This window comes from Salinadaptatus halalkaliphilus (assembly GCF_006543045.1).
Classification (GTDB): Archaea; Halobacteriota; Halobacteria; order Halobacteriales; family Natrialbaceae; genus Salinadaptatus; species Salinadaptatus halalkaliphilus.
The window spans coordinates 22,383-38,331 of the sequence record NZ_RBZW01000012.1 but is presented as its reverse complement, the minus strand read 5'-3'; the positions used below and the strand labels follow the sequence as shown (position 1 = coordinate 38,331).

At 66.0% G+C, this 15,949-nt stretch carries 15 protein-coding genes; 2 read left to right on the top strand and 13 right to left on the bottom strand.

Annotated features, from left to right (window positions below):
- Positions 1-16 precede the first annotated feature (16 nt).
- Positions 17-2,512, top strand: a complete 2,496-nt coding sequence (folP, locus tag D8Y22_RS03750) for a dihydropteroate synthase (protein ID WP_141463386.1) — start codon at positions 17-19, stop codon at positions 2,510-2,512.
- A gap of 54 nt (positions 2,513-2,566) precedes the next feature.
- Here folP and D8Y22_RS03745 read toward each other — a convergent pair whose 3' ends face one another.
- The 6 genes from D8Y22_RS03745 to D8Y22_RS03720 all read right to left on the bottom strand — a co-directional run bounded on the left by D8Y22_RS03745 (position 2,567) and on the right by D8Y22_RS03720 (position 7,827).
- The gene (locus D8Y22_RS03745) at positions 2,567-2,962 is read right to left on the bottom strand and encodes a helix-turn-helix transcriptional regulator (RefSeq protein WP_141463385.1); all 396 of its coding nucleotides are present in this window, start codon (positions 2,960-2,962) and stop codon (positions 2,567-2,569) included.
- A 182-nt stretch (positions 2,963-3,144) separates the two neighbouring features.
- The gene (gene surE, locus D8Y22_RS03740) at positions 3,145-3,957 is read right to left on the bottom strand and encodes a 5'/3'-nucleotidase SurE (RefSeq protein WP_141463384.1); all 813 of its coding nucleotides are present in this window, start codon (positions 3,955-3,957) and stop codon (positions 3,145-3,147) included.
- Between the two features lie 112 nt (positions 3,958-4,069).
- Positions 4,070-5,620, bottom strand: coding sequence for a small ribosomal subunit Rsm22 family protein (locus tag D8Y22_RS03735; protein ID WP_141463383.1), 1,551 nt, complete (start codon positions 5,618-5,620; stop codon positions 4,070-4,072).
- Positions 5,617-6,408: a prephenate dehydrogenase/arogenate dehydrogenase family protein gene (locus D8Y22_RS03730; RefSeq protein ID WP_141463382.1), complete on the bottom strand. Its 792-nt coding sequence runs from the start codon at positions 6,406-6,408 to the stop codon at positions 5,617-5,619. Before D8Y22_RS03730 ends, D8Y22_RS03735 begins: the two co-directional genes overlap by 4 nt.
- 151 nt (positions 6,409-6,559) lie before the next feature.
- Positions 6,560-6,988 carry a hypothetical protein gene (locus D8Y22_RS03725; RefSeq protein ID WP_174811743.1) on the bottom strand — a complete coding sequence of 143 codons (429 nt, stop codon included), beginning with the start codon at positions 6,986-6,988 and terminating at the stop codon, positions 6,560-6,562.
- A gap of 86 nt (positions 6,989-7,074) precedes the next feature.
- Complete coding sequence (locus D8Y22_RS03720) at positions 7,075-7,827, bottom strand: DUF2797 domain-containing protein (RefSeq protein ID WP_141463380.1); 753 nt, start codon at positions 7,825-7,827, stop codon at positions 7,075-7,077.
- A 161-nt stretch (positions 7,828-7,988) separates the two neighbouring features.
- Between D8Y22_RS03720 and psmB the strand changes: the two genes are divergently transcribed.
- The gene (gene psmB / locus D8Y22_RS03715) at positions 7,989-8,720 is read left to right on the top strand and encodes an archaeal proteasome endopeptidase complex subunit beta (protein ID WP_141463379.1); all 732 of its coding nucleotides are present in this window, start codon (positions 7,989-7,991) and stop codon (positions 8,718-8,720) included.
- A 138-nt stretch (positions 8,721-8,858) separates the two neighbouring features.
- Here psmB and D8Y22_RS03710 read toward each other — a convergent pair whose 3' ends face one another.
- From D8Y22_RS03710 to D8Y22_RS03680, 7 genes are all read right to left on the bottom strand, one after another.
- Complete coding sequence (locus D8Y22_RS03710) at positions 8,859-9,962, bottom strand: Gfo/Idh/MocA family protein (protein ID WP_141463378.1); 1,104 nt, start codon at positions 9,960-9,962, stop codon at positions 8,859-8,861.
- Positions 9,963-10,247: 285 nt separating this feature from the next.
- A complete protein-coding gene (locus D8Y22_RS03705; RefSeq protein WP_141463377.1) occupies positions 10,248-11,537 on the bottom strand; it encodes a TIGR00341 family protein in 1,290 nt (429 codons plus the stop codon).
- 70 nt (positions 11,538-11,607) lie between these two features.
- Positions 11,608-12,459: a translation initiation factor eIF-2B gene (locus D8Y22_RS03700; RefSeq protein WP_141463376.1), complete on the bottom strand. Its 852-nt coding sequence runs from the start codon at positions 12,457-12,459 to the stop codon at positions 11,608-11,610.
- A gap of 68 nt (positions 12,460-12,527) precedes the next feature.
- A complete protein-coding gene (locus D8Y22_RS03695; protein ID WP_141463375.1) occupies positions 12,528-13,250 on the bottom strand; it encodes a MinD/ParA family ATP-binding protein in 723 nt (240 codons plus the stop codon).
- Positions 13,247-13,615, bottom strand: a complete 369-nt coding sequence (locus D8Y22_RS03690) for a DUF7857 domain-containing protein (protein WP_141463374.1) — start codon at positions 13,613-13,615, stop codon at positions 13,247-13,249. The genes D8Y22_RS03695 and D8Y22_RS03690 overlap by 4 nt, the downstream gene beginning before the upstream one ends.
- A 7-nt stretch (positions 13,616-13,622) precedes the next feature.
- Complete coding sequence (locus tag D8Y22_RS03685; protein ID WP_141463373.1) at positions 13,623-14,789, bottom strand: hypothetical protein; 1,167 nt, start codon at positions 14,787-14,789, stop codon at positions 13,623-13,625.
- Positions 14,786-15,949, bottom strand: a complete 1,164-nt coding sequence (locus tag D8Y22_RS03680) for a hypothetical protein (RefSeq protein WP_141463372.1) — start codon at positions 15,947-15,949, stop codon at positions 14,786-14,788. Before D8Y22_RS03680 ends, D8Y22_RS03685 begins: the two co-directional genes overlap by 4 nt.

Sequence of the window (15,949 nt, the reverse complement as noted above, 5' to 3'; positions counted from 1 at the left end):
ACTTGCTGGTTCGGATATGGAGTATCACGAGGCGGCGGACTTCGTCTTCGGCCTGCGGCGGTTTCGCCCGAAGCCGGGGACGGAGTCGACGGCGCGACTGCTTGCCCACCTCGAGGACCCACACGCGGATGTCGACGTCGTCCAGATCGCCGGCTCCAACGGGAAGGGAAGTACGGCGCGCATGCTCGAGCGGACGTTACGGGAAGCGGGACTGTCGGTGGGACTGTACACCTCGCCCCACCTCGAGGACCTGCGCGAGCGGATTCGCATCGACGGGCGGAAGATCCCTCGGTCCGCGGTCTGTGCGTTCGTCGACGCCATCCGCGAGTACGTGACCGAGCGCGGCGCCGACGGCGACTCGCCGACCTTCTTCGAGACGATGACCGCCATGGCGCTGTGGCAGTTCGGTCGCGAGGACGTCGACGTCGCCGTCTGCGAGGTCGGCATCGGCGGCAAGTTCGACGCGACCAGCGTCGTCGACCCCGTCGCGAGCGCGGTCACGAGCGTCACCTTAGAACACACCGGGATCATCGGCGACACCGAGGACGCGATCGCCCGCGACAAGGCCCACGTCGCCCCCGACGACCAGCCGCTCGTGACCGGCGTCACGGGCGAGACGCTCGAGGCGATTCGTGACGTCGCTGGCGACGTGGTGACGGTCGGGAGCGCCGACGATAGCGACGAGACGTTCGAAGGGGAACCGGACGTGAACGTCGCCTACGGCGGCCGCACGAACCACACTGAAGCCGCCATCGCGATCGATGCCGACGACTGGGCTGTCGAGACCCAAATTCCGCTTCCCGGCCGTCACCAGGCGACAAACGCCGGGATTGCGGCCGTTCTCGCCCGCCAAGTCGCCGACGTCTCGAGCGCGAATCTCGCGCGCGGACTCAGAAACGCTCACTGGCCGGGGCGGTTCGAAGTGATGGACGCCGAGCCCCTGGTCGTCCTCGACGGCGCGCACAATCCAGGTGCCTGCCGGACACTCGCGGAGACGCTCTCGACGTACGAGTACGACGAGTTGCACGTCGTCTTCGGCGCGATGCACGACAAGGACCACCGCGAGATGGCCGCCGCCTTACCGACGCCCGATACGGTCGTCGCCACCGAACCGACCCTCGAGCGCGCCGAGGATCGATCGGTCCTCGCGACGGTCTTCGAAGACAGCGGCGTTTCGGCCGTCGAAACCGCCGACGCCGTCCAGGACGCCCTCGAGCGGACACTCGAGCTCGCCGACGACGGCGACTGCGTGCTCGTCACCGGCTCGCTGTTTGCGGTCGCGGAGGCGCGCTCGCGCTGGACCAGCGCCGACGTCCCCAAGCGAATCCGGAATCTCGCAGACGCCCAGGCAACGCTCGAGGGATCGAGCGTGCCTCCGGGAACCGTCGAGCGGTTACGCGACGAGGGCGTCCACCGCGTCGTCAAGACGACGCTCCAGCAACGCCAGGCGACGATCGTCAACGACGAACTGCTCCGGCTTGGTGGTGAGTGTGCGAGCTCACCCTCCCACCGCGACGAGGATCGCGTCGACGCCGTGTTGATGGGGACACACTCGCAGTTCCGACAGTTGACCGATCGCCTCGAGGAGCAACCTCACGGTCTCGGCGCAGTCGCTCGAACCCTCCGTGAGACGCTCGACCTCGAGTCAGGCAGCGCTGACCCGACGCCAGCAACGACAGCCAAGCCACAGCCGCGGTTCCCCTGGCACGACCACACCGCCGTCATGGGAATCGTGAACATCACCCCCGACAGCTTCCACGACGGCGGCGAGTACGACACGCTCGAGGACGCCGTCGCCCGCGCCGAGGCGATGGTCGAGGCCGGCGCTGATGTCATCGACGTCGGCGGCGAGTCGACCCGCCCCGGCGCGGATCCAGTCCCGGTTGCGGACGAGATCGGTCGGGTCGTCCCCGTCGTCGAGCGCATCGCCGATCTCGATGCGCTCGTCTCGATCGACACCCGCAAGGCCGCGGTCGCCGACGCCGCCCTCGAGGCCGGCGGCGACATCATCAACGACGTCTCGGGGCTCGAGGACCCGGAGATGCGCTTCGTCGCAGCCGACCACGACGCCGGGCTGGTGATCATGCATAGCATCGACGCACCGGTCGTCCCCGACCGCGAGGTCAAGTACGACGACGTCGTCGAGGACGTGATCGACCAACTCACAGAGCGCGTGCTGTTGGCCGAAAAGGCCGGCCTCGAGCGCAAGCAGATCGTCGTCGATCCCGGAATCGGATTCGGCAAATCCGCTCGAGAGAGCTTCGAGATGCTGGGTCGACTCGAGGAGTTTCGCGCGCTCGACTGTCCGGTACTCGTCGGCCACTCACAGAAGTCGATGTTCGGCCACGTCGGCCGCGAGGCAGGCGATCGCACTGCATCGACCGTCGCCGCGAGCGCACTCGCAGCCGACCGCGGCGCCGATATCGTCCGCGTCCACGACGTCCCCGAGAACGTCGCCGCGGTGCGGACGGCACTCGCTGCGTGCGATCCGGATCGATTCGAATGGGAGTGACGTCCTCCACACGGCTTTCACCTGTTACTTCTGTAACCGCCGTAGAACGGTCGACTACTCGTTGATGTGGGACCGATACCCTTTCGGTTCGAAACCGCGCCGGCAGATAACTCGCTTTCGACCAACGGTAATCGCGCTGACCTGGTCGTCGGTTTCCATCCGGTCGACGACCTGTGCGAGGTGGTCTTCCGACCAGCCGGTTTCCTCGCGGACGGTGTCGGCATCGACGCGCCCGCCGCGTTTGACCAGCAGTCGGAGCACGACATCTTCGTCCGGCAGGTCCCGCTCGTCGACGCCGTAGTCGAACTGCTCGGCGTAGCTCAACGTCTCGTCCTCGGACTGTTGGGTCGTCGATTCCTCGGTCGTCGTGGACTCGGTACTTCCCGTCTCCGCCGTCGAGGTTCGCGGCCACAGAGACGAGAGGCGAGCCCAAAGTGTACTGAATACCATCTGTTAGTTACCCTCCGCTGGACGGTCGCTACGTCGGTAGTTACTCGAGAGTTCTATCCACTGATTTATATTTGTGCCGCCGGCAGTCTGCCTGGCGACGCAGTCACGATTGCGATACCGTCGCCATTTGGAAAAGGCCCCTCGCTTGCGAATGACAGCGCGACCGTAGAATATCTCCCGTATCACGCTCGTGAGCCGCTGATTCCAACGGATTCGGCGTAGGTGTCGGCGAGCGCCTCGAGCGTTTTGTGGTGGTTCGTCGGATGGGGCGCGGTAAGCGGCGAGACGCTAATGCGCCCTTCCGAGACGGCGCGGCGATCGGTTCCGTCGGGATCCGGAATGGTCTCGGGATCCATCGACTCCCAGATTCGATCCTGTAGTTGGACTGTGTCGCCGTCTCGCTCGGCGTCCATCTCGTAGCGCTTCGAGGGGCGCGTGATCTCGATCGGTGCCGGTTCGCCGTCGGCGATCGGGACGTTGACGTTGAGATAGGCCGCGTGATCGAAGACGCCGGCCTCGAGGGCGTGTTCGGCGAGAAACGTTGTCACGCGGGTCGCGTCGGCGAAGTTCTCGCCAGTGAGATCGATCGCCGAGAGTGGGCCGTCCTCGACGGGCACGTACATCGAGGTCGCGATTGCCGGGACATCGAAGAAGGCGGCTTCGACGGCCGCGCTGACGGTTCCGGATCGACCGAGGACGTACTCGCCGAGGTTCGCACCCTCGTTACAGCCGGAAACGACGAGATCGGGAAACGGGCCGAGTTCCGCGAGTCCGGCGACGACGCAGTCGGCGGGCGTCCCGTGGACCGCGTACCCGAGTTCGTGCTCCGAGACCTCGACCGAGTGCGAGATCGACCGTCCGCAAGCGCTCTGATCGGTCGCGGGAGCGACGACCGTCACGTTGGCGTGTTCGTCGAGCGCATCGTAGAGCACCCGTATCCCGGTGCTGCCGATCCCGTCGTCGTTCGTCAGCAGAATCTCGAGAGAATCATTCATACCGGTTCGTCCGTGGCCGGCGCGAAAAGCCCACCGCTTCCGGCCACCTTGGTGGTGGACAGTCATGATCGTGTTCGAGACGGACGCGAGCGCGCAGCCGATCAGCGTGAGGTTAGGCGACCGGATCGACGATCGTCTCCTCGTCGACGACGAGGTTGTACGCCCCCTCGTCGTCGTTCCAGAGCGCGAGGATCGACTCGAACGACAGCACCGTCCCGTAGTCGGCCTCCAGCAGCGTCCGGTTGAGCGCCGTCTCGTTGGTGAGGACGGCGTAGTGACCGAGCGACTCGCTGCCGTCGCTGATCTTGAACAGCGGATTGGCGCCACCGTGGTCGCCGTGATCGCTCAGCGAGTGGCTGAGTTTCGCTCCGACGAGATCGATACGGTTGGTGACGTGCCGTTCCATCTCGGCCATTTTTGCCCACTTGCTCGTCTCGAGGCTCGCCTCGATGCGTCGCGTGCCATCGCGTCGCAACACCGAGTAGGCAAACTGGACGTCGACGTTGACGAACTCGCCGGGAGTGTGCTCGTCGTCGCTTGCGGGCGTCGCCTCGTCGAGCCGTCGCTGAAAGGCCGGGACCTCGAGGTCGGGGCGCACGTCGAACGACCAGCCGCGATCGGTGGGACGGTCGTCGGGCCAGAGCCGTACCGTCGGACTGTAGACGGTGACGCGGTCGGGATTCTTGGCAGCTGTGTTGTCGTCTCGCTCCCCGGCTGATCCGTCATCACTCCCCGCTGTCGACCCACCGTCGTGCTCGCCGATCGGTTCGTCCTCGAGTTCGCGTTCGATGTCGCGAAGCAGGATGCTGGTATTCTTGTCGGCGGGCGCCATTGCCAGGAAGGTGCCGTCGGGCGCGAGCCACTCCAATGCCGAGCGGGCGACCGCGGTCGGCTCCGCGAGTTCGCTCAGGACGTTACAGGCGAGCACGAGATCGAAGGCGTCGGCGTCGCTGACCCGTTCGTCACCGAGCGCCTCGGCGGGGTCGAAGGCCTCGGCCGTCGTCCGGTGGATCGTCGTGTGAACGTTCCGATCCGTCTCCCTCAACAGTGTCTCGAGAACGTCCGCCGCGGCGCTTGGCTCGACCGCGTGGTACTCGAGCAGGGCGTTCTCTGGGAGGGAGTCACAGAGCCCGAGCGCGGGACCGCCGACGCCGGCACCGATATCCAGCACGCGAAGGGTTCGACTGAGCAGCCCGCGGTCGGTCAGGTCCTCGAGGGCGTACTGGACGGCCGCGTAGTAACTCGGCAGGTGATAGATCGCGTAGCCCGCCGCCACGTCCTCGTCGTAGTCGACGGCTCGACCCTCGAGGTAGCTGGCTTTGAACCGGCGGATCGTCGACCGGAGTAGGTCGCCGCTCGCGCCTGCCTCCCAGTTCGGGCCGTACCGGTCGGCAAGCAACTCCTCGAGGGATCGCTCGTAGGTCGCTGGCAGCGCCGTGATCGTTTCTCGACGGGGCGAAACGGGATCGTCGTCGACCGGAACGAAGGTGCCGTCGTCGCGCTCGATTAACCCTAGGTCGACCGCCTCCTCGCGAAGCAGTTGGCGGACGACGGCCGGATGGGGCGTTCCGGAAACGTACTCGCAGATCTCGTCGGGATCGATCGGGCGAACGTTGCGCAGGTACTTCGCGTTCGAGCGGACGGCCTCGCGCTGGTCGGTCATTCGGCATCACCCGGTCGATCGGGGGTCGAATCGGTTTCGTCGGCTCGCTCGTCCGACTGCCACCGCTTGGCTGCCTCCTGATACAGCGATTCGACCGCGGCCGGCTCTGCGTCGGCGATCTCGGCGGCGGCGTCGGCGACGGCATCCGCGCCGTCGAAGGCACCCTGAATATCGGCGTACACCCGTGGGGTCCCGGCAGTCAGCTGCTCCAGAACGTCCTCGAGTTGCTCGTAAATCGGCGTCTCGAAGCCCTCGGGCGCCGGCTCGACCGCGAGCGCGAACGAAAGCACCGCGGCGTGTGTCGCCGCCTGTACCGTCTCCATCGCCTCGTCGTGCTCGCTCGGCGTCGTCTCAAGTAACTCGTTGCCCCGTTCCTCGAGGGTCTCGAGGATGGCGTCAGTCGCCGGCCCGGATCGATCGCGAACGACCGCGATCGTCCCGGGTGCGCGTTCGGGTGCAAACAGGGGATGGAGGCTCAGTCGCTCTCGATCCGGTACCGCCGCGTCCATCGCCTCGAGGGGCGCTTCCATGATTCCCGAGACGTCGACGACCGCCCGGTCGGCTCGTCGGGCGTGGGCCTCGATCGCGTCGGTGACGTGTGTCATCGGGACCGCGAGGCAGACGACGTCGTAGCTGCCTTCGGCCTCGAGATCGGCGACGGTGGCGCCGACCGCGTCCGCGGCTTCGCGTGCAGCCTCGGGGTCGACATCGGTGACGGTGACGCATCCGTCGACGGCGCGGCCGAACCACGTCCCCATCGATCCCGCTCCGACGATCAGTACGTCCATTGCCCGCTGATAGCCGGTGGCGTTGCAAAAGCCGTTCGATCGAAGCCCCGTCCGACCCGAACGCTGTGTCGCCCGGTTAATCCGTCGAAACGACAGTTGCGACTGGAGCCGATGGGGTGACGGGAAAACGAATCGATCGCGAGCGTTTCGCTTAGTCGTCCTCGAGCGCGTCGGCGATGCGCTTGAGCGCGCGCGTCTGGTCGCGCATCTCGTCGCGGAGTTGGCGAACTTCCTGGACGAGCTCCTCGTTGCCGGCCTCCTCACCGCGTCCGCCTGGGCCGCCGGGACCGCCGGGGCCGCCGCCCATGCCCGGTGGGCCGCCACCGCCGCCCATCATGCCGCCCATCATCTGGGCGAACGGATTGCCGCCACCGCCCATCCCGCCGGGGCCGCCACCGCCGCCGAACGGACTCTCCGGCGGTTCGCCCTCCTCGCCCTCGCCTTCCTCAGCGCGCTTTTCACGAATTTCCTCGACTCGCTCGCGGAAGGATTTCTCCTCTCCCTCGTCGCTTCCGTCGTTGGATTCGTTGTCGTCCGACATACCACCGGCTTCTCCACCGGCGCGGAAAAGGGTTGCCATGTTTTGAATCCGACGGGCGACGGCGTGTAAACTCGAGTTCGGTCGGCTCGGAACGGTCTTCGGTACTCTCGGACAGCAGATCTGTCTCACCCGAACGAGCCGAGCGAAGACTGGACGTTCCGGCTGGTGTCTCCGTCGTGGAGCTCGTAACCGACGAGATCTCGCATGTCGACGGCGTAGTTTGTGCCGGCGTTCTCCACGACCAGCAGCCGCCCTTTCACACCCAGGATCGTCCCCGAAGCGATCGTCTCGCGAACCGGCTGGGACTCGAGCGGGGGATCGTCGTCGAACGCGTAGCGATCGATGACGTCGAACGCCTCGAGAACCGCCTCCCAGGCGTCCTCGTCGACCGTGCGGCCGAGCGTGGCGACTTTCGTCGCTATCCGGACCCGATCGACGAGGTGCTCGGCGATTTCGGCCTCGAGTTCCCGAGCGATCCGGCCGTTCGAGACCGTGTGAACGTGGGCAGCCCGGTCGGCGCCCTGCTCTCTGAGTCGGGTCTCGAGACGCTCGAGTTTGGTGACGCCGACCTTGAACGTCTCGGGGGCGAAAGCGGCGACGTAGACCGCGTGGGTTTGATAGCAGTCCATCTCCGGTTTCAAGCAGGTTCCCCTACAGCGGGCGCAGATCCACGTGCTGGTGTGATACTCGCAGTACGGCGTCGCCGACCGATCGCAGGCGACGTGTTCGCCGCCGTCGATCGTCCCGGCGCAGTGGCGCTCGCCAAGCGAGAACGAGAGGTCCGCGCCGGCCTCGAGTGGGTGTCGCGTCAGCTCGCCGCCATCTGCGGTGAGAAGCGCCGACCCTCGCCCACGCGGTTCGTAGCCGACCAGTTGCACGGTCGTCGCTTCGGGCGGGCGGGAAATATACTGTTCGCTGTCGGTCGCCGAACCGGTCTACAGTCGCGCCGTCTATCGATCCGAACCGTGGCCACGAACCGCGCCGACCGGCTACCGCGAACGCCGATGTTTTATACCGCGTCGGGCGTAAGGGTCTGTCAATGCGAACGCCCACACACGACTCGGAGTTCTCCCGCACCGCCGACAAGCTGGCGAGCAACCCGAACCCATACGAGCCGGAAGTTGGCTCGCAGCCCCAGAACGACCTGACGCGTGCCGATCTCGACAACGTCAACAAGACCGGTACGACAACGATCGGGATCACGACCGCCGACGGCGTCGTCATCGCGACGGACATGCGCGCCAGCCTCGGCGGCCGATTCGTCTCGAACAAGAACGTCCAGAAGGTCGAGCAGATCCACCCCACCGCCGCACTGACGATGGTCGGCAGCGTCGGCGGCGCCCAGTCGTTCATCTCGACGCTGCGTGCAGAGGTCAACCTCTACGAATCCCGACGCGGCGAGGACATGAGCATCGACGCGCTCGCGACGCTGGCTGGCAACTTCGCCCGCGGCGGCCCGTTCTTCGCGATCCATCCCATCCTCGGCGGCGTCGACGAGGAAGGCAGCCACGTCTACAGTATCGACCCCGCCGGCGGCGTCATGGAAGACGACTACACCGTCACCGGCTCGGGCATGCAACTTGCCTACGGTCACTTAGAACAGGCCTACGAGGACGACCTCTCGAACGACGAGGCGACGACCATCGCCGCCCGCGGGATCAAATCCGCCGCCGAACGCGACACCGGCTCCGGCAACGGCGTTTTCCTCTGTGAGATCACCGACGAGGGCGTCGATATCCACGGCCACCACGACTTCGACGACGTCATCTAATACGGATTACTGTACCGATGTCCCGGCCCAGCCGCCGCTCGGGTCGCGACTGGGCCGGCACTGACGGACAGGAAACCGTATAAGGCGGTCTGTTGGAACTCAGTTACGTGACCGTTGTCGTTCGGCCCGTCGGCGTCGTCAGTCTGCTCGAGCGCTCGTCTCGAGCATCGGCATCGAAATCGTCTCCGAGCGACCGGACTCGCTCGAGCGGTAGATCGCGTCGATCACTCGCTGGACGGTCAACGCCTGTTCGATCGTGTTGGTCGCCGGTTCGGTCCCGGCGAGGACGGCCTCGAGAAAGCGCTCGTCCTGCGCCGTGTAACCCTTCATCGACGAATCTCCGGTGAGTTCGACGTCGGCGTAGTGATCGCACCCGCCGGTGCCGGCCTCGAGCACCGTGAGATTCGTCTCGCCGATGTCGAACTGTGCGCCCGCCTCGGTGCCCCGGATACGCATGTCCATGCTCTCCTCGCGGTTGGTCGCCCAGGCGGCCTCGAGCGAGATGGTCTGGCCGTTCGCACAGCGTATAAAGGCGCTGACGGAGTCGTCGACCTCGTAGGCCTCGGTTTCGGCGTCCCAACTGTCGCCAAACCCCTCCGGATCGGCGTAGTCGGCGCCGTCGCCGAAGGTGGTTCGTGTCACCCCCGAGACTTCGGTGATCTCCGGGAATCCGAGCGCGTACAGCGAGAGATCGAGTGCGTGGACGCCGATATCGAGCAACGCACCGCCGCCGGCGAGTTCTGGATCGGTAAACCACGATCCCGGACCGGGGACGCCGCGTCGGCGAACGTAGTTCGCTTCGACGTGTGTCAACTCGCCGAATCGGCCCTGAGACTGGTAGTCCTCGAACATCGCCATCGACGCCGCGTGCCGGTTGTGAAAGCCGACCATACAGATGCCGTCGGCTTCGGCGGCTGCGGCTACGATTCGTTCCGCGCTCTCGAGCGAGTGGGCCAGTGGTTTCTCGACGAGAACGTCACAGCCGGCCTCGAGGGCAGCGACGGTGATCGGTTCGTGAAAACGGTTCGGCGTGGTGACGACGACGGCGTCGACCTCGCCGACGAGCCCCTCGTGGGTTTCGTACGTTTGTGCGCTGAACTCGTCTTCGAACTGCCGACGTTGGGCCTCGACGAGGTCTGCCCCGGCAACGACATCCGCACCGAGCGTCTCGAGGCTCCGCGCGTGAAGTTTTCCCATTCCCCCGAGTCCGACGATGCCGACGCTGACATCTGTCCCGCTCATCGAAAGATACCTCTATTCTGTGATGGTTCGAGAGACGAATAGTGAGAAAGAGACCATTTTGTTGTCATTTGTGTGTGGGGACAGCCGTCCATACAGTGTGGCGGGCAAGGATCGAAATAAACGTTGTGACCCAGTAATCTCTGTATTATACGGACGGTCAATAGATCCGGACAGTTGTCGAATCTAACTCGAAACGGGGTATCCAAGGGATCATCATATTTATGTTAGGTTGGCGCTGATCCGTCGGGAGCCACGACGGCCATCCGCCGCCGGTCACCGATTCCGTCACGATTCGCTGCGTTGCGTATCGACGAGTTCGACGGCCACGTCGAGATCGTGGCCCGTCGCGGCCTCGAGACGTTCGCGAACGCTTTCGGCGAAGTCGGGCGGTTCTTGCTGGCCGGGCGGCCGTTCGACGAGAACGGTGACTGATGGCACGTCACCGGTATAGATGTCGATCAGTTCGTAGTCGACACCGACCGCTCGGAACTGCAACTCGGCGAAGACGGGGTCGTCGCTCATCGACTCGAGTTCGGTCTGGACGTCGTGTTCGACCGACGCAGTCTGGTAGGTGCCGTAGGTGACGGCCCCGAGGACGAGCGAGAGTACGGCGATCGCGACCAAGAGAACGACGACGCGCGACCGGAGACGGCCGTAGACCCGCTCGACGCTCGCCCCTCGGTGGGGCCGGTAGCCGGAGAGCCACAGTACCAACAGCGCGGTCAGGTTGATCGAGAGGAGGTTGACGAGCACGAGCGTCCCGGCGGTGACGACGACCGTCGGGTGGCCCCAGGCGATGCCGAGGCCGGCCGTCGCCGCCGGCGGCACGAGCGCGACCGCGATCGCGACGCCGACGAGGACCGAGCCGACGTTGCGCACGAGGCTCACGACGCCCGCGATCCCCGATCCCAACGCGAGAAACAGCGCCAACACGTTCGGGGTAATTCGCTCCTGGATCTGGGGGACCGTCGTGATGTCGAACCCCGGCGGGAGCAAGACCGTTCCCCTGAGCACCCAGCCGATCACCGCCGCCGTCGCCACCGACGCGAGAAGTCCGACGATTTGGAGCGTCACGCCCCGCGTCGCGAGCTCGTCGTCGTCGACGACGACACCGACGCTCGCCGCGAGCGCCGGCCCCATCAGCGGCGCGACGACCATCGCACCGATGATCGTCGCCGCCGAATCGAGCAACAGGCCGGCCGTCGCGATGATCGTACTGACGACGAGCAACACGTAGTACGTCGACGCCGCCGGCGCGAGATCCATCGCTCGTGACTGGAGTTCCTCTCGAGAGATCCGCGTCCCGGAAAACTGGCCGATGAGGTCGTCGGTTCGATCCGAGACGATCGTCTCGGCGGCCGTCACGATCGTGTAGGAGTCGTCGTCGAGTCCGGCGTCGCGAAACGCCGACAGCAGCGGTTCGACGGCAGCCGGTGGGACCGGAATCGAGACGACCGCTTCGAACTCGTCGTGGCTCGTCTCCTCGGCAACGGCGTAGTCGACGCCGGCATCCTCGATCGTCTCGAGAACGAGCTCGAGTTCACCCGCGGGCACGAACACCTGAACGAGACGCATACCCCGTCTACACCGGAGACCGGGATAGGTTGTCGCCACGAGTCAGTGACTGTCCGGCGACGATGACGATCTACAGCTCCCGACGACCTTCGTCAGTGATGACGCTCTCGAGCAACTCGACCGGCGTCGCGTCGTAGGCGGGGTTTTTCACGCCAAATCCTTCGGCGGGCTCGAGCATTACCTCGGTGCTCGATCGAAACTCGTTTTCGAAGACGAAGCCGTCGTCGACGAGTTTCGACGCCGATCCGACGACCGTCACCGGCACCTCGAGCTGGGCCGCGGTCGCGGCGATCGGAAACGTCCCGACGCGGTTGTACAGCGTCTCGTCGACGATACAATCCATACCGACGAGAACGCGATCGCACTCTTCGAGATAGTAGCCGTGTGCGCTGTCGGTGATGATCGTCGTCTCGACGCCCTCGACGGTTGCGAGTTCGCGGGCCGTCTTGCGGCCGATATACCGCGGCCTGGCTTCGGTGACGTACACCTCGAACTGCTTGCCCGCTTCGGTCGCGACCTCGAGCGCCTCGAGCACCGTCGAAGAGTAGTCGTGAGTCAGCAACGTCACGCCGTCCTCGAGGTACTCGGCGGTGGCCTCGGCAGCGAGAGTCTTGCCCGACTCGACGCGGGCAACGACGGCATCGATCCGTTCTGCGGTGTGTTCTTTCGCAGCTTCGACCGTGTCGTGATCGGTCTCTGCGATGTCCTCGACGACGCCTCGAACAGCGTTCTGTAAGGACGCGTGGGACGGATTGGCCCGCCGGAGCACCGTGCCGTTTCGCTCGAGCGATCGCTCGTACTCCTCGACCGTCGCGAACTCCCGCTCGAGCAGTTCCTCGAGGGCGCGGGTCGCGTTCACGGCGACCACCGAGGAGCTGTGTGTCTGCATCTCCTGAATCTCCTCGACCGTCTCGTCGATCATACCTGGAGGGATTCCCGTCAAGGCAAAAGGTGTTCCGGGTACTCCCGGTTCGTCCGTTCCACGCATCGTCACGATGTGCGTCGGCGGGACGACCAAGCAGCGCCAGACCGGCGCATGTGTCTCTCCATCGCATCCTCGAGCCGGTCGACGACCGATCGAAACGCCGATACCGCCTGCGCGTTGGCCCCGTGGGTCCGAACCGGCAGCCAGCGTGCCTGTGCATCGGCGACCACCGGCTGGGAGTCGACGATCGTCACGCCGACGCCTAACCGCCGCCCGAGTCGGTCGGCGATCGACCCGTGTCGCGCCCGATCGGCCATATTCAGGACGAGCGCGGCGACCGGCGTCTCGAGCGAATCGGCGAGATTCGCCGTCCGACAGCAATCCACCAGCGCCGCCCGCTCGGGAGTCGTCACGAGCACGGCGAGGTCGACTGCCCGCAAGACGGTACCGACATCACGGGCTACCCCCGCCGGACAGTCGACCACGACGCGATCGTACGCCCGCTCCAGGCGCTCGAGCACCCAGGGAAGCTCGTCCATCGCGGCCGCTCGGGCGCCCGAGAGCGTTCGGCCACACGGCAGGACCGACACCGCGTTGACGGTCTCGGTCGCCTCGGTCGGGTCGGCGCAGCCGGCGAGGACATCGTGGAGATTCGGGCCGGATCCCGGCGGGAGATCGGCCGTCGACAGATCGGCGTCGACGACGACCGCCTCGAGTTCGAAGCCGAGATTCCAAGCCGTCGTCGACTTGCCAACGCCGCCTTTTCCGCCAGCAACGGCGACGATCATCGCTCGGACTCGAGCACCTCGTTGCTCGGCCGCCAGCCATCGAGCGCAGCGAGTATCTCGCCTGGCGATCGTTTCAGGTCGTCGGCCTCGAGACGGTCGCTCGAGACGATGTCGACCGGTGGATCGGTCGGTGGTGCCGGACTCGCAAAACCGATCCCTCGAGTTCGGCCCGATCGGATCGTTCCGTCCCAGATGTCGCCGTCCCACTGCGGGTCGACGACGCCGTCGCGTCGCGGTGGCCAGACCGGCCCCTCGAGCGTGCTCTGTAGGCGAACGGCCTGGTGGGTCGAGTGCTGGTTATCGATCACTACACGGACGGTCGTCACGCCGTTCGTCCGAACGACGCTCGTCTCGAGTGTTACCATCGGTTGCTTAGTTGGCCGTCTGTGGTGGTTCGTGACCCGATTCGACGGCCGGCGTCGTGGGATCGAAATCGGTCAGTTCGTCGGGGTGTGCGAGTACCCAACACGTATCGCCGGCCCGAAGCGGTTCGTTCGTCTCCGGGACGGCGAGAAGGTCGTCGTCCCGATCGATCACGAGAACGCGCCCGGGAAGCCAGCCGACGAACTCGCCGACGAGGTCGCCGTCGGGTTCGACCGTGATCGTGCTGACCGTCGCCTCGAGCGCGTGAAGCGTCGACGCGAACTCGTAGCCGCCGGTCGGCCCGGCCGGCCGCGTCACCAGCCGATACCGTTCGTCGTCCGCGAGAGCGGGTGTGCGGTCGGCGTCGACGACGACGGTCGCGATCGACCCGTCGGTCGCACGAAGTGTCCCGGTCGCGAGCAACCGACCGCCCGCTGCAGTCGACCAGATTTCGACCGAATCGCCGAGGCTCGCCTCGGACGGGCATTCGGCGCGAATCGCCACGCCGACGGTCTTCGGTGGTACCGTCGTTCCCAGACCGGGCGCGTGGCGACCGACGAGAACCCGATCGACGGTGCCGTCCTCGGCCATCGTCACGTCGGTGTAGTCGATATCGTAGTCGGCCGTGAGTTGGCGCTCGATCCGGTCACGACGTTCGTCGATCGAGAGCGCGTGTGGTAATTCGATCGTCGTGCCCGAGAGTCGCCGTGTCGTCGACTCGTCCACCGGCCGATATCCCTCGGCGTCGTCGATCGTCGCCGGCAACTCGAGGGAAACGGCGAGTCTCGCATCGCGGACTGCGGCCGCTGGCTCACCATCGGCCTCGAGTCGCGGGATCTCACCGACCTGACACGCGAGTCGATCGACGAAGCGACCGCCGACCGTCCCAGCGACTCCGGCGACTGCCACCGTCGCGAGTAGCATGCCTGCGCTGAGTTGGTGCTCGAGTGGTGCGCCGGGAACGATCGAGCCCGTGGTGGCGGCGACGACGAGCCAGTAGCCCGTCACCGCAGCGAGCCCGATCATCGGTACGGTTCCGGCCGGCGGCGCTCGTTTCGTCCGCGAGCGATACCAGCCGGCGACGAACCCGCCGACGATTGCCGCGAGCAGTCCCGATCCCACAGTTCCGATTGCGACGGTTCGGGCTAGCTCCCAGAGCGCGACGACATCGATCATCGATCGCTCGCCCCCGCCGAGGGACCGACAACGAACGCTCGATCGATATCGCCGTAATCGTCACTGTCGCCGGTTGCAGCCCCGGAATCCCCAGTCGCGAGCTGCCAGCGACCGTCTCGCTCGACCGCGAGCGTCTCTTCGTCGGGCGGGTCGCCATCAGTAATCGTTCTCATCGGTTTGCCCGCGGCCGCCAGCAGCGTCGCCGCTTCGAACTCGTGATCGTCGCCACTCGGTCGGACGAAGATACGGTAGTCACTCGTCTCGAGCAACGCGCTGGCGTCGGTCGTTTCGACGGCGACCGTCAGTTGACCAGGGCCACCGACGATGCCACGACCAGCCCATGGGCGATCGGTTTCGGCGGTATCGGTGATCTCGGCGTTCGTGTCGCGTTCGACCGGCCTGTTGCCGACCGCCAGTACGTCCGCCCGAATCTGTCGATCTTCCGTGACGATCGACACGACGTCGCCGCCCGCGAGTCCTGCCGGGAGCAGTCCGGAGAGAGTAACAGCCCGCGTTCCGGCGTCGAGACCGCTCGCGAGGCTTGCCGTCGGTGGAGCCGCAGTGATCGTCGCCCTCCCGCGGCCGTCGATCGAGACGTCGGTCCGGGCAAGGTCGTAATTCGTGCGGAGTCGCGCTTCGAGACGGGACTCGAGTGCCGATAGCTGGAGGTCCGCAGGGAGTCGCCAGCTACTGGATTCGAGACGATACTCGAGGGTCGCTGGGACGGACGGATAGCCGTCGAATTCGCGGATCGGTCCCGACGGACGGATCGTCACCTGTCCGACGGCGTCGACGGCATCGATGGCGTCGGCGGTGAGCGTCGGCCCGCTCACGAACGTGTGGCGTCGGTCTCGAGGGACGCTGGTTGCGATCTGGTTGCCCTGGCTCGTCGCGACGAGGCCGAGGCCGACCGCGAGGCTCGCGATGCTGAGGAGCTGTGGTATCGTCCGTCCCCCCGACTCGAGAGTGATGACGCCGAGAGCCAGCGTCGTCGCAACCGCGAGGCAGGCCGTCGCGATTGCCCCGACGGCAAGTGAGAGCTGGCGATCCAGTGCGAGTCCGAGACCGATTGCAGCCAGACCGGTTCCCACTGCAGGAACGAACCCAGCGAGGAGGCCGTAGGCGACCGCGATCAGGATGTCGTATGGCAATCCGGTCAT

Bases quoted from the DNA above. Each gene is read 5' to 3' on its own strand.
- folP (WP_141463386.1), top strand. From the start codon at position 17: ATGGAGTATCACGAGGCGGCGGACTTCGTCTTCGGCCTGCGGCGGTTT.
- D8Y22_RS03745 (WP_141463385.1), bottom strand. From the start codon at position 2,962: ATGGTATTCAGTACACTTTGGGCTCGCCTCTCGTCTCTGTGGCCGCGA.
- surE (WP_141463384.1), bottom strand. From the start codon at position 3,957: ATGAATGATTCTCTCGAGATTCTGCTGACGAACGACGACGGGATCGGC.
- D8Y22_RS03735 (WP_141463383.1), bottom strand. From the start codon at position 5,620: ATGACCGACCAGCGCGAGGCCGTCCGCTCGAACGCGAAGTACCTGCGC.
- D8Y22_RS03730 (WP_141463382.1), bottom strand. From the start codon at position 6,408: ATGGACGTACTGATCGTCGGAGCGGGATCGATGGGGACGTGGTTCGGC.
- D8Y22_RS03725 (WP_174811743.1), bottom strand. From the start codon at position 6,988: ATGGCAACCCTTTTCCGCGCCGGTGGAGAAGCCGGTGGTATGTCGGAC.
- psmB (WP_141463379.1), top strand. From the start codon at position 7,989: ATGCGAACGCCCACACACGACTCGGAGTTCTCCCGCACCGCCGACAAG.
- D8Y22_RS03710 (WP_141463378.1), bottom strand. From the start codon at position 9,962: ATGAGCGGGACAGATGTCAGCGTCGGCATCGTCGGACTCGGGGGAATG.
- D8Y22_RS03705 (WP_141463377.1), bottom strand. From the start codon at position 11,537: ATGCGTCTCGTTCAGGTGTTCGTGCCCGCGGGTGAACTCGAGCTCGTT.
- D8Y22_RS03700 (WP_141463376.1), bottom strand. From the start codon at position 12,459: ATGATCGACGAGACGGTCGAGGAGATTCAGGAGATGCAGACACACAGC.
- D8Y22_RS03695 (WP_141463375.1), bottom strand. From the start codon at position 13,250: ATGATCGTCGCCGTTGCTGGCGGAAAAGGCGGCGTTGGCAAGTCGACG.
- D8Y22_RS03690 (WP_141463374.1), bottom strand. From the start codon at position 13,615: ATGGTAACACTCGAGACGAGCGTCGTTCGGACGAACGGCGTGACGACC.
- D8Y22_RS03685 (WP_141463373.1), bottom strand. From the start codon at position 14,789: ATGATCGATGTCGTCGCGCTCTGGGAGCTAGCCCGAACCGTCGCAATC.
- D8Y22_RS03680 (WP_141463372.1), bottom strand. From the start codon at position 15,949: ATGACCGGATTGCCATACGACATCCTGATCGCGGTCGCCTACGGCCTC.